A 12,940-nucleotide genomic window follows, 5' to 3' on the forward strand; every position below is an offset into this window, starting at 1 on the left:
GTGCAGGGGGTGTGGTGGGTGCAGGGGGTGTGGTGGGTGCAGGGGGTGTGGTGGGTGCGAGGAAACGGGGATGCGGGGGTTGCTCCGGCGCCCGAGCAACGTATCAGCGCAGGGCGGAAGATGAGGATGTAGCGCGCTATAGGGGACATGAGCGCCGGGTGTAGCGGAGAATGCCGCCGCCGGCGTTGGCCCGGTCCAACGAGCTTCGTCAGCTGCCCGGCCCTGAACCACGGAACCCGGAAGGGGGCGAACCCGGGCGGCGCCGCGCCAAAGCTCCAACAGCCGTTCCCCTCACACCCGACGCGCGCCCACGCGAAAGGACTGCGCGCCGTCGCGAAAGACGGCGACCGTGTCCCCTTGGAAGAGTCGGTTCCATGACATCGGAACGGGTGAAGAACGTCGTACTCGTCCACGGCGGGTTCGTGGACGGCTCCGGATGGCGGGAAGTGCACCGGCTGCTGACGGACGACGGGTTCCGGGTGAGCGTCGTGCAGAATCCGGCCCTGTCCCTCGCGGGCGATGTCGCCCTGACCGAGCGGGTGTTGGACGCGCTGGACGGGCCCGCGATCCTGGTCGGGCACTCCTACGGCGGGGCCGTCATCACCGAGGCCGGCAATCACGACCGGGTCGCCGGGCTCGTATACATCGCGGCGTTCGTGCCCGACAAGGGTGAGTCCGTCAGCACGCTGATCGCCGAGCCCGAGCTGGGGGCGCCGGTGCCGGTGCCGGTGCCGGTGCCGGTGCCGGTGCCGGTGCCGCCGATCCTGCCGCCGGTCGACGGGTTCCTGTTCTTGGACCGGGCCAAGTTCCACACGTCCTCGCTGCCGACGTCCCGGTCGCCGAGGCCGAGTCCATGGCCGACGCGCAGGTGCCGTGGGGGCTCGACGCGCTCCGCGGCGCGATCGGCGAACCGGCCTGGCGGCACAAGCCGAGCTGGTATCTGGTGGCGACCGACGACCGGATGATCCCGCCTCCCGCGCAGCGGGCCATGGCCCGGCGGGCCGGCTGCACGGTCACCGGCACCGACGCCGGCCACTCCGTCTACGTGTCGCGGCCGGACGCCGTGGCCGACCTCGTCCGGCAGGCCGCGGCCGACGCCGTCGACGCCGCCTGACACCCGCCGCACCTCACCTCCACTCCCCCGCACGTACCGCAACTCCCCACCCCTGGCCGCCCGTTCAAAAAGGCACGCGCCGCCGGGCACGCACCGAAGGATCACCATGACCAGCCCTCAAGTCCCCCAAGTACCCCAAGTCCAGACCGTCCGCGGTCCCGTCCCCGTCACCGGCCTCGGCACCGTCCTGATGCACGAACACGTCTTCGTCGTGAGCGAAGAACTCCGGCAGAGCCTCCCGGAGACCTGGGACGAGCAGGAACGCGTCGCCGACGCCGTCTCCCGGCTGAAGGCCCTCGCCGCGACCGGTGTCTCCACGCTCGTCGACCCGACCGTCATCGGACTCGGCCGCAATGTCGCCCGCGTGGCCCTGGTGAACGAGCAGGTGGACCTCAACATCGTTGCGGCGACCGGCATTTACACCCTCGCCGACATCCCGGACTTCTACCGCTACCACGGCCCGGGCACCCTGCTCGGCGGCCCCGAGGGCATGACCGACCTGTTCGTCCGTGAACTCACCGAGGGCATCGCGGACACCGGCATCCGGGCCGCGTTCCTGAAGTGCGCGATCGAGGACCAGCTCACCCCGGGCGTGGAACGGGTGATGCGTGCGGTGGCCCAGGCCCATCTGCGCACCGGCGCCCCGATCACTGTGCACACAAGTGCCGCCGCCCGTACGGGACTTGTCACGCAGGACATCCTGCGCAGCGAGGGCGTGGACCTCGGGGCCGTCGTCATCGGGCACAGCGGTGACACCGCCGACCTGGACTATCTGCACCAGCTCATCGACAACGGCTCGTACGTCGGCATGGACCGCTTCGGTCTCGACGTCCTGCTGCCCGAGGACCAGCGGGTGGCGACCGTCGCGGCCCTGGCGCGCGAGGGGTTCGCCGAGCGGATGGTCCTGTCGCACGACGCGTCCTGCCACATCGACTGGTTCCCGCCGGGCGTACGGGAGCAGATCGCGCCCAACTGGCACCACACCCACCTCCACGACGAGGTGCTCCCGGTCCTGCGCGCCGCCGGTGTCACCGAGGCCCAGCTCACCACCATGCTGGTCGACAACCCGCGCCGGTACTTCACCCCGGCCAACTCCTAGCCATCACGGCTCACTTGGCCAACTCCTGGTCGTTGCGGACCACTTGGCCAACGCCTAGCCGTTGCGCCTCGCTTCGCGCGGAGTCAGCCCGAACTCCGCGCGGAACGCGGTGGCGAAGGAGGCGTGGCTGCCGAAGCCGCTGGCATGCGCGATCTCCGCGATCGAGTACGTCGTCCAACTCGCGCTCCCCAGACGCGCACGCGCCACGTTCAGCCGTTCGCGGCGGATCAGGTCGCGGGAGGTGGTGCCCGCGGCCTGCAGCACCTGCTGGACATAGCGCGCGGACCAGCCGAGCGCCCGCGCGATACCGACGACGTCCAGGTCACGGTCGCAGGCGTGCTCGCGGACGTAGCGCCGGATCGCGGCCTCGACGCTCGCCCGCTGTCCGGTGGGCGCCGAGTCGACGCCGCCCTCCGCGGCGAGGCACACCAGGTCGAGGAGCCGGTCGCAGGCGATGTCGAAGGTCGTCTCGGAGAGGTGCTCGCGCTCCTCGTGCAGGGTGGTCGTCAACTGCCGTACGACACGGCCGAGTCCGCGCTCGCCGCCGAGAAGGTGCGGTCCGCCGGCGGCGAGCGCGCTGCGCGCGGCGAGGTGTTGCCCGGACACGATCAGGGAGATGCTGCGCAGGTCGGCGCCGTGCGCGAAGGTCAGGGGCCGGTCGATGTCGCACAGCGCCATGACGCCGGGCCCGATCTCGCCGGAGGCCGCGCCCTGTTCGACCCAGGCCGATCCGGAGAGCGGGACGAGGAGTTCGTACGTGCCGCGGGGATCGGTGCGGATGTGCCGGTTGTCCCGGTCCACGACTTCCTCGCCGTCGGAGCACAGGGCGAGACTGTAGGTCTTCGACCGCTGCCACTCCAGGTGCCCGGTCCACGGGGCGCGGCGGTCCGGCACCTTGATCCGGCTCGCGCCGTGGAGGCCGGTGAAGACCTCGTCCCAGGCACTCGCGGAGGAGACGGTCAGAGCTTGGCTCCAGGAAGGCACAGTTCATCCTATCCACCCGAAACCGGCGATGCTCATGACAGCGGAGCGGCCCGTTTTCCTACTCCTGTGATCGAGTTCACGCCCCCGGGATCGAACTTTTGGACCGGTCCCGCATCTTGTTCTCGTTGACAGCACTCCCTCCGGAAGCGAGCTCCCCCCATGTCCGTGCCTCGTCGCTTTCTCGCCCCCGTGGTCCTGCCGGCCGACCCGTCCTGCTCGGTCCTGCGCGACGCCGTCGTCGACGTCGGCGCGGACGGCCACATCACCCACTGCGGACCGGCCGCGACCGCTCCCCCGCTTCCGGCCGGCGTCCCCCTCACCTCGCTGTCCGGCATCCTCGCCCCCGGCCTGGTCAACACCCACGCGCACTCCCCGATGACCCTCCTGCGCGGACTCGGCGGCGACCTCCCGCTGGCGTCCTGGCTCCAGGACGCCGTCTGGCCCGCCGAGGCCCGCATGCGCCCCCGCGACGCCCACGCGGGCATGCTGCTCGGCTGCGTCGAGATGCTGCGCCACGGCGTGACGACCAGCGCCGAGATGTACGCGCACGCCGAGCAGGTGGCCGACGCGGCACTCGAAGCCGGGAGCCGGGTCCTGATCGCGCCCGCCTACTTCGACCGGCCCGGCGACGACTGGCACACGGACCTCGCGGCCATCGGCAAGTGGATCGACACGGACGGTCTGCGCTTCGGGCCCGGTGAGCGCGTCGAGCTCTGCTACGGACCGCACTCCGCCTACACCCTGCCGCCGGAGGCCCTGCGCGCCACGGCGGAGGAGGCGGCACAGCGCGGCGCCCTGGTGCACATCCACGTGGCGGAGACCCTCGCCGAGGACGTCGTCCAGCGGGAGTCGCACGGTTCGGTGCCTCAACTGCTCCAGGAGACCGGGCTGTTGGACGGGCGGCTGCTCGCGGCCCACGCCGTGCATCTCTCCGCCGACGACATCCGGCTGCTCGCCCAGGCGGGTGCCGGTGTCGCGCACTGCCCGGGCTCGAACGCCAAACTCGCCTCCGGTACGGCCGACCTGCACGCCCTGCGCGCCGCGTCCGTCGCCGTCGGCCTCGGCACCGACGGGCCCGCGAGCAACGACGACCTCGACCTGTTCGAGGAGGCCCGCCTCGCGATGATGTTCTGCCGTCTCGCCACGGCCGACGCCATGGCCCTCACCGCCGCGGACGCCTTCCTCATGGCGACCTCGGCCGGTGCCGCGGCCCTGGGCCGGACCGACATCGGCGCCCTCCGGCCGGGAAACTGGGCGGACATGATCCACCTCTCCGTGGACGGGCCGTACTTCGCCGCGGGCCTCGACGTGGAGGACGGCCGGCTGCTCGCCAACCTGATGTGGGCGGCCGGTTCCCGAGCGGTCCAGGACGTGTGGGTCGCGGGCGAGCCCGTCGTCGTGGACGGCGAGACGGTGAAGGTGGACCGTGTCGCCGCCCAGCACGCGGCCGCGGAGGCGGCCGCACGCATCGCCTGATCCGACCTCAGGCGCGTTTGGACCGTTCCTGTTCCCGCTCGACCGCTCGACCCCTACGGGAGGCGTCATGGCATCGGCAGCCCTCACCCCGCCGGCCCTCATCGGACGATCGGCCGAACTGGCCGTCCTCGACGGGCACTTCGATGCCTCCCGTGTGCGGGGAGCCGCGCTGATGCTGACCGGGGAGCCCGGGGTGGGCAAGACCGCCCTGCTGGAGGCCGCGGCACCGCGCGCGTCCGGGGCGGGCTTCCGGGTGCTGCGGATCTCCGGCTGTCCGTTCCAACGGGGCCTCGGTTTCTCGGCGTTGAACCAGCTGCTGCAACCGCTCGCCGAGGGGATTCCCGCGTTGCCCGCCCGGCAGGCGGAGACCCTCCAGGCGGTCCGCGGGCTCTCCGACGAGCCGCCGACCGAGCTGCTCGCCATCGCGAACGCCGTACAGGCCCTGTTGGAACGGTCCACCGCCGAGACCGGCCCGATCGCCCTGATCGTCGACGACGTGGCGTGGGTGGACCGGCCCAGCGCCACCGTCCTGGGCACCCTCGCCCGCGCCCTGCACACCGGACCGATGGCCCTGCTCGGCGCCTCCCGGACCGGCGACGAGTCCTTCCTCAGCAACATCGGGATACCCGAGTACGAGGTCCGGCCGCTGGACGACGTCTCGGCGAACGCGCTGGTGGCCGAGCGGTTCCCCGCGATGACGCCCAGAGTCAGACGGCGGCTGGTCGCGGAGGCCCGGGGCAACCCCCTCGCCCTGCTCGAACTGCCCGTCCCGCTCAACGACTTGCAGCAGCGGGAGCGCGGAACCCTGCCAGCCGTACTGCCGTTGACCGAGCGTCTGAAGGGCATCTTCTCCACCCGGGTCGCCGCGCTCCCGGCCGCGACACGGAAGCTACTGCTGCTCGCCGTGCTGGACGGTTCGGGTGAACTGCACATCCTCCAGCGGGCGTCGGGCGGACCGGACGGTCTCGCCGGGCTGTCCCCGGCCGAGCGCGCCGGCCTCGTCCAGGTCGACGGTGTCACCGGCAGGCTGGAGTTCCGGCATCCGCTGACCCGTTCTGCGGTGCTGGACCTGTCGACCAGCGAGGAGCGCCGGTCGGCCCAACTGGCCCTGGCCGCCCAGCTTCCCGAGGGTTCCGAGCACCGGGCCCGGCACCTCGCCGACGCGGCCGTGGGCCCCGACGACCGGGTCGCCGCCCTGCTGCACGAGGTGGCGTACGGCACCCTGCGCCGCGGTGACGCGGTCGGCGCCATCACCACCCTGCTGCGCGCCTCGGAGTTGAGCGCCACCGGCACCGACAAGGCCCGCCGACTGGCGGAGGCGGCCTGCCTCGGCGCCAACATCACCGGCGATCTGCGCAACGTCCGCGCGCTGCTGGCCAACGCCGACCACGCCGACCCGTCCGGCGTCGACTCCCTCGCCGCCGCCACCGCAGCCGCCAGTCACCTCCTCAACGGCGAGGGCGACGTGGACACCGCCCACCGGCTGCTCATCGGCGCCATCGAGGCCCATACCTGGCCCGACGACACGGAGATGGTGGAGGACATCTTCCGCGAGGCCCTCAACACCCTTCTCATGGTGTGCTTCTACGGCGGCCGACCCGAACTGTGGCACTCCTTCGAGGACGTCGTGAAGCGCCGGCGCCCGCCCACGTCGGGCCGTCTGCTGCCGGTGATCCTGGGCACCTTCGGCGATCCGGCGTACGGCGCGCTGCCTTTCCTCGACCGGCTCGACCACCTCGTCTCCGGAGTGCACCAACAGCCCGATCCTGTACGGGTCTTCGGCATCGCGCTCTCCTCCTCCTACATCGACCGCCTCCCGGGCTGCCGGGGCGCGCTGCGCCGGATCATCGACGACGGCCGCGACGGCGGGGCCGTGGCCCTGGCGATCCAGGCGCAGTTCCTGCTGGGCAACGACGCCTACGCGGGCGGCCAGTGGGACGACCTGCTGGAGATCACCGAAGAAGGCCTCGCCTGGTGCGCGACGTACGACTACCGGCTCACCGCCTCAACAGGCCACTTCCAGCGGGGACTTGTGGCCGCCGCGCGCGGCGACGGCGGCACCGCCCGCGAGACCGCGGACCGGCTCGTCTCCTGGGGCAACCCGCGCGGACTGGGCGCGCTGCGGATCTACGCCTCGCACATCCGGGCCCTGTCGGCGCTCGGCGGCGCGGACTTCGACACCGCCCACCGCCTGCTGCGCGCCCTGGTCACCCCCGGCGAGGTGCCGCGGTTCATGCCGCACGCGCTGTGGCTCCTGCTGGACTTCACCGAGGCCGCCGTGCACACCGACCACCACGAGGAGGCGGCCGCGCACATCGCGGCGGTCCGCAGGACCGACATCCCTTTGATCTCACCCCGGTTGGCCATGCTGACGGACGCCGCCGAGGCGATGGCTGACCCGGACGTCATCGACCACGACCTGTTCGAGGCGGCCATCGCCACGCCCGGTGCCGAGCGCTGGCCGTTCGACTGGGCGCGGATCTGCCTGGCCTACGGCGAGCGGCTGCGCCGCGCCAAGGCGGGCGGCGCGGCCCGGGTCCACCTGGACGCGGCGCTCGGTACGTTCGAGCGGCTCGGCGCCGCCCCGTGGAGTGCGCGGGCGGCCAACGAGCTGCGGGCGAGCGGGATTCCGGTCAGGCCGCTCCAGCTCGTCGAGTCCGACGGCCGGGACCGGCACGCGCTGCTGACCCCGCAGGAGCGGGTGGCGGCCCAACTGGCCGCCACCGGGCTGACGAACAAGCAGATCGCCGCGCGGCTCTTCCTGTCGCCGCGCACGGTGGCGGCCCATCTCCGCAGTGTCTTCCGGAAGTTGAACGTCACCTCGCGGGGCGGCCTGCGCGACGCGCTGACCGGCCCCATGCCGTGACGTCTCCCGCTCAGGCCGCCTCGGGTTCCAACTGCCAGGTCCAGTTGGGGCGTTCGTAGGCCACCTCGAAGCCGAGGCGGAGCATGTTGTGCAGGGAGCTGTTGTGGGTGCCGGGCTGCTCGGCGCCGGTCTCGGCGACGAGGACACGGCACCCCAACTCCCGTGCCGTGCGCGCCCGGGCGGCGAGCAGGGCGGTCTGTCCACCACGTCCCCGCGCGTGGGGCAGTACGGCGCCGGCGAACATCTGCGCCGTGTCACCGCGGACGAGCATGGTGCCGGTGCCGACCAACTCGCCCTCCAGCCAGGCGCCGTAGGGATGCCAGCCCGGCCGGGACACGGTCGCGGCGCCCATCTCGGCGTAGTGCTCGACCGGTGTTCCGAAGGCCTTCATCATCACCGTGCCCCATTCCAGGGCGTGTTGGGCCTCCAGCGGGGTGACGCTGATGCCGTCGGGCGGTACGTCCAGGGCGTCGGCGCGCGCTACGGCTTCCTCGGTCGTGCCGACGAGCTTCGCCCAGGACGAGGACTGGACGATGCCTTCCCGCGCACAGATCTCCGGCCAGTCCTCGGGCAGGTAGGCGGGCGCTATCTGGAAGGCGGCCTGCGGGGTGCCCGCCGCGCGGTAGAAGTCGCAGACCTCCTCGACGAGTTGGGCGGTGACGGGCGCGGTGACACCGAAGCCGAGGGCCTTGCTCCAGAAGCGGGTGATGTCGTTGCGCATGGACAGCACGACACCGCCGCCGATCCTGGTGGCGGTCATGCCCAGCGCGGTGCGGACGGGCTCGGGGGTCTCCGTCTGGAATCGGTAGAGGGCCTCGGCCTCGGACTGTTCGGCGACGGACGGCTGGACGACGGTCGTCATGGATCTGTTTCCCTCTCGGGTTGTCCCGGCTTCCCTCGGGAAGTCACGCGGACAGCCCGCCTGTGAACAGGCGGGCTGAAGCGGGGAGTTGACATGCGGTCAGAGGTCGGTGGTCACGCCTGGCGGGCCGCCGCCTGCTTGATCAGGTCGGCCACCGCCGCGGGCTGGGAGACATAGATGGCGTGGCTGCCGGCGGCTTCGGCCACGGTGGCTCCGGCGCGCTCGGCCATCTGGTGCTGGACCGGCGGCGGGATCATGTGGTCGTCGGTCGCGACGAGGTACCAGCTGGGCTTGGCCCGCCAGGCCGGCTCCGTGATCGGTCCGTTGAGCGCGTCCAGGCCCCACGGAACCTGCGAGTCGGCGAGGAACGCGGCGTCCTCGGCCGGCAGGTCGCCCGCGAAGGACGCGGCGAACTTGTCCCGGTCCAAGAAGAGGAAGCCGTCGACCGGCGGCAGGATCGGCGGCACGGGCGCGCCGGGCGCGGGGTCGGCGACCAGCGTGCCGACCGACTCGTCCTTGTCCGGCGCGAAGGCCGCGATGTAGACGAGCGCGGCGACACCGTCGTGGCGGCCGGCCTCGGTGATCACGGCGCCGCCGTAGGAGTGGCCGACGAGGACGGCCGGGCCGTCGAGGGCGTCGAGGGCCCGCTGGGTGACGGCCACGTCCTCGACGAGGGACAGGGTCGGGTTCTGCACGACGCTGACGTTGTAGCCGTCCTGGGTGAGCAGGCGGTGCACCGACTGCCAGCCGGAACCGTCGACGAATCCGCCATGCACGAGAACGATGTTCTTCACGGCACTCATGCCGATGCTCCTTGTTTGTCGGAAACCCTGCGGGCAAGTCCAAACTAGGCCGGACCGCCCGCCTGGGCTTCGACCAAATGACCTAGTTGCCGGCAGCGGTCTCGGCGTTGCCCGCGGCGGCCTCGACGAAGGCCGTCACCGCCTTCGCGAAGGCCTCGGGCTCCTCCAGGTGCCCGAAGTGCCCGCTGTTCTCCAGGATCACCAGCTCCGAACCCGGGATGAGCTCGTGCAGCTCCTCCGCCCAGCGCACTCCGCAGATGACGTCGTGGCGGCCGACCAGGACGAGGGCCGGCACGGTGAGCGAGCCGAGGTCGGCGCGGTCGTCGATGACGTCCGGGGTGAGGTCGTCGTCCAGCCCGGAGATGTAGGTGGCCGTCACCGCGGCGCGCGCGGGGCCGAACTCGTCCTCCCGGCCCCAGAAGTCGGCGAAGTACGCGGGGAAGATCCCCCGCGCCACGGCGGTCATCTGGGCGTCGTCGGAGATGGTGGGGATGCCTTGGAACGCTCCAACGACCTCCGGGAGCCCCGGGTTGTCGGCGTGCCGGGCGGCGAACTCCTGCACCTTGCGCATGGCCTCGGCGCCGTGCTCGGGACCGGTCACCGGAGCGCTGTCGTAGAGGATCACGCCGGCGACGCGGTCGGGGTGGTTCAGGGCGTGGTACTGGGCGACGAAGCCGCCGTGCGAGTGCCCGAGGAGGTGCACCTCGGGGACGCCGAGGTGCTCGATCAGCGCCGCGAGGAAGCGGCTGTAGCGGGCCCGGGTGTAGCCGTGCGGGTGGGCGGCCAGTCGGCCGGAGGCACCGGTGCCGATGGGCTCCGGGTAGACGACGGTGAGGTGCTCCTCCAGCGCGGGCATCCGCAGGTAGTCCCAGAAGATGCCCGGCCCGCCGGAGTGCGCGATGCAGACCGGTCCAACGCCGTGGACGTGGTAGCTCTGCGTGACCCCGTCGATCTCGACGGTGTGGGTCCCGGTGGCGAGCGGGTCGGTCGAGGAGGTGGTGCTCATGGGATCTCCCTGTTCGGCATACGGCGATGACACGGACAGGACGCGGGGGAAAGGACGAAGTTCGAAATGAATGATGTGACGCCAGTCACATGGTGAGGAGCTGCGGGATGGGCACCGGCCGGGGATGCACGAGCCGCAGCCGGTGCACCCGCCCTGCACCGTCCAGACTCATCAGCCAGGCCACGGCGGGCGGGCAGTGGTCGGGGTCGTCGTCGGGATTGCTGATGTCCATCTCCCAGACGACGAGCGACCGCCCGGCCACGGCGTTCGCGAGATGCTGCCGCACGCCCGCCTCCAGATCGCACTCCATCCCGCGCACCAACAGGCTTCTGCCGCCCACCGGTTGGTTCCCCCGCACCAGCGCGGCCTCGGGCGACCAGCGCTCGGTGAGCAGCTTTCCGAAGTGCCCGCTCTCGGCCGCGTGCAGCGTCTCGCGCGCCTCGATCCGGCTGGCCCGGGTACGCCGCCCGACGTCTCCGTGCGGTGCGTCGGCCGTCGCGGCGAGGGCCAGCGCGAGCTTGGCCCGCCCCTGACTGAGCCGGCTCCGGACCGTTCCAACGGGCACCCCGCAGGCCGCGGCGATCTGCTCGTACGACGTGACCCCGACGCTGAAATGCCGCAGCACGAGCGGCAACCGCAGCGCGGGAGTCAGCTCCTCGATGGCCTCCCAGATCCAGTCCCGCAGGGCGTGCTGCTCCAGCCACCGCTCAGGACCGGACTCCGTGACGGGCACATGCAGATCATCGAGCGGCCGGAGATCAACACCTCCCCGCAGCAACGACCGGGCGGCATTCCGCACGATCATCCGCAACCAGGCCCCCACGGCCTCCGGATCCCGCACATCCCCCACTCGCCGGAGAGCGGTCAGCGCCGCGTCCTGCACCACGTCGTCGACATCGGTCCCCGGCCCCAGCACACTCACCGCGACGGCCCGCATCCCGGCCCGGTGCCGCTCCAGCAACAGCCCCAGGGAGGCTACGTCCCCGGCCTGCGCGGCCAGGGTGAGCGCCGCGTCCTCGATGCGCGTGATCTCACCCAGGTCCCGGCTGCTCATGCTGCCCCTCTTCCGGCGCCACCGTCGTCCGTACGACCGTAATGGGCGCGTGCCGTGCCGTCACATCGCGGGGACGCGCACCGGGGCCGGCACCGCACCAGGTGCCCGTCGCGGGTACCCGGGTCCCGCACACCGCCGATACGCCCAGGACCATGGATGTTCAGCGCCTGTTCCACGACTTGGACCGGTCCCTACGACGGTTGCGGGCACGCCACGAGGGTTACGGGAACGCCCTGTTGACGGCCCGGGGGGTCGGCACCCGCTCAGCGCCCCCGCCCAGGCTCTCGTACCGCGCCGGTGTTGCCGTCCCGCACGTCCACCGTCGGGGTCGCCCCGACGATCCGCCCGCTGTGCCGCCGGAAGGAGGCGAACTTGGTCACGGCCTGGAGGAGGTTCGCGCAGGCCAGAGCGGTCCAAAGCCCGGCCAGCCCCGCCGTGTCGGCGACCGGCACAGCGAGGGCCGCGAGCACGCCGAACCACACCGCCGTGGACACCAGGCTCGGCACGGTGCGCTTGAGCCCGACGAGTCCGAAGCCCGCCACGGCCTGCAGGGCATCGGTGACGACCACCGCGAGGACCAGCGGCAGCAGCCGTACGACTTGATCCGCGAGCCCCGGATCCCTGGTGAACAGGCCGATCAACGGGTCCCGCAGCACGACCAGGACCGTTCCAAGCACGACGACCGCACACAGGGCGAGCCCGATCCCGGCGTCCACACTGCGCCGGACGCGCGCGAGGTCGCCTTCCTCGGCGTACCCGGCGATCAGCGGCACCGTGGCCTGCCCGACCGCCACGGCGGCGGTGAAGACGACGTTCACCAGGGACTCGGAGACGCTGTGCACGGCGGCGCTGTCGGTGCCGATCCGGGCGGCGGCGAAGGTCAGCACGCCCAGCACGGAGAACTTCACCAGCACGGTCCCCGCGAGTGGCACCCCGACCCGGGCCAGCCGCAGCACCTCGCGCGGATCGGGCCTGCCGGGCCGGATCGGCCGCCCGGCGAGAACGGTCCGACGACGCAACGCGTACTGATTGAGCCCGGCCCCGACCGCGCAGGAGGCGAGCATGGCCACCCCGGCCCCCGCGAGCCCGAAGCTCGGCAGCGCCCCCGGTCCCCCGACCAACACCACCGACAACGCCACGGACACCCCGGTCCCCACCAGCCCGGACCGCATCACCTGCGGAGACCGCCCGAGCGCGACCAGCACGGACGTGGCCGAGGAGGTGACGGCGATCAGCAGCACACTCCCCGCCAACATCCAGGGAAACAGACCCAGTTGATCGACGACAGCCCCCGGCACCCCGAACACCCCACCGAGCAACGGCACAGCGGCCACCGCCGCCGCACACACCCCGCCCACGGCGAACGCCAGCCACATCCCGCTCCGCACCAACGGCAACAGCCCGTCGGGGTCCTCGCGATGGGGCACGACGAACGGCATCACCCCGCGCAACGCCCCCACCACGGTGGCGGTGGCCGGACTGAACACGGCGATCGTCACGGCGAAAGCGGCCAGCGAGACGGTGGCGTGCCGCCCCAACAACGCGGTGTCGACGAGCGACCCGGCCGACGCGGCGAGGGTGCTCACGTACAGCGGCGCGGCGGCCCTGGCGATGGTCGTGAAGGCGGTGCGTTCACTCACGCTCGCCCATCCTGCCAGTCAACTGCCCCGCACCGC

General features: G+C 72.1%; 9 protein-coding genes and 1 pseudogene. 4 read left to right on the forward strand and 6 right to left on the reverse strand.

All coding sequences use genetic code 11. The features are described 5' to 3' along the window. Positions 1–374 precede the first annotated feature (374 nt). Positions 375–1,114: pseudogene (locus tag OO69_RS48760) on the forward strand (alpha/beta fold hydrolase). Positions 1,115–1,220: 106 nt separating this feature from the next. Continuing rightward, entirely contained in the window at positions 1,221–2,213 is a 993-nt protein-coding gene (locus OO69_RS05310; protein ID WP_033279248.1) for a phosphotriesterase family protein, read from the forward strand. Positions 2,214–2,267: 54 nt separating this feature from the next. Here OO69_RS05310 and OO69_RS05315 read toward each other — a convergent pair whose 3' ends face one another. Continuing rightward, positions 2,268–3,197 carry an AraC family transcriptional regulator gene (locus tag OO69_RS05315; protein ID WP_033279249.1) on the reverse strand — a complete coding sequence of 310 codons (930 nt, stop codon included), beginning with the start codon at positions 3,195–3,197 and terminating at the stop codon, positions 2,268–2,270. Positions 3,198–3,356: 159 nt separating this feature from the next. Here OO69_RS05315 and OO69_RS05320 point away from each other — a divergent pair, with 159 nt between their 5' ends. Together OO69_RS05320 and OO69_RS05325 are read left to right on the forward strand one after the other, a co-directional pair. Beyond that, complete coding sequence (locus tag OO69_RS05320; protein WP_106970966.1) at positions 3,357–4,673, forward strand: amidohydrolase family protein; 1,317 nt, start codon at positions 3,357–3,359, stop codon at positions 4,671–4,673. Positions 4,674–4,740: 67 nt separating this feature from the next. After that, complete coding sequence (locus tag OO69_RS05325; protein WP_033279250.1) at positions 4,741–7,539, forward strand: ATP-binding protein; 2,799 nt, start codon at positions 4,741–4,743, stop codon at positions 7,537–7,539. 10 nt (positions 7,540–7,549) lie between these two features. Here the strand turns inward: OO69_RS05325 and OO69_RS05330 are convergent, their stop codons facing one another. The 5 genes from OO69_RS05330 to OO69_RS05350 all read right to left on the reverse strand — a co-directional run bounded on the left by OO69_RS05330 (position 7,550) and on the right by OO69_RS05350 (position 12,904). Further along, positions 7,550–8,401, reverse strand: a complete 852-nt coding sequence (locus OO69_RS05330) for a GNAT family N-acetyltransferase (protein ID WP_033279251.1) — start codon at positions 8,399–8,401, stop codon at positions 7,550–7,552. Between the two features lie 113 nt (positions 8,402–8,514). Beyond that, the gene (locus OO69_RS05335; protein ID WP_033279252.1) at positions 8,515–9,204 is read right to left on the reverse strand and encodes an alpha/beta hydrolase; all 690 of its coding nucleotides are present in this window, start codon (positions 9,202–9,204) and stop codon (positions 8,515–8,517) included. A gap of 82 nt (positions 9,205–9,286) precedes the next feature. Beyond that, on the reverse strand, positions 9,287–10,210 hold the full coding sequence (locus tag OO69_RS05340; RefSeq protein WP_033279253.1) for an alpha/beta fold hydrolase: 924 nt from the start codon (positions 10,208–10,210) through the stop codon (positions 9,287–9,289). A gap of 85 nt (positions 10,211–10,295) precedes the next feature. After that, the gene (locus tag OO69_RS05345; RefSeq protein WP_051800779.1) at positions 10,296–11,264 is read right to left on the reverse strand and encodes an RNA polymerase sigma factor; all 969 of its coding nucleotides are present in this window, start codon (positions 11,262–11,264) and stop codon (positions 10,296–10,298) included. 263 nt (positions 11,265–11,527) lie between these two features. After that, complete coding sequence (locus tag OO69_RS05350; RefSeq protein ID WP_078652298.1) at positions 11,528–12,904, reverse strand: MATE family efflux transporter; 1,377 nt, start codon at positions 12,902–12,904, stop codon at positions 11,528–11,530. Between the last annotated feature and the right edge of the window lie 36 nt (positions 12,905–12,940).

This window comes from Streptomyces sp. NRRL F-525 (assembly GCF_000716605.1).
In the GTDB taxonomy this organism is placed as follows: Bacteria; Actinomycetota; Actinomycetes; order Streptomycetales; family Streptomycetaceae; genus Streptomyces.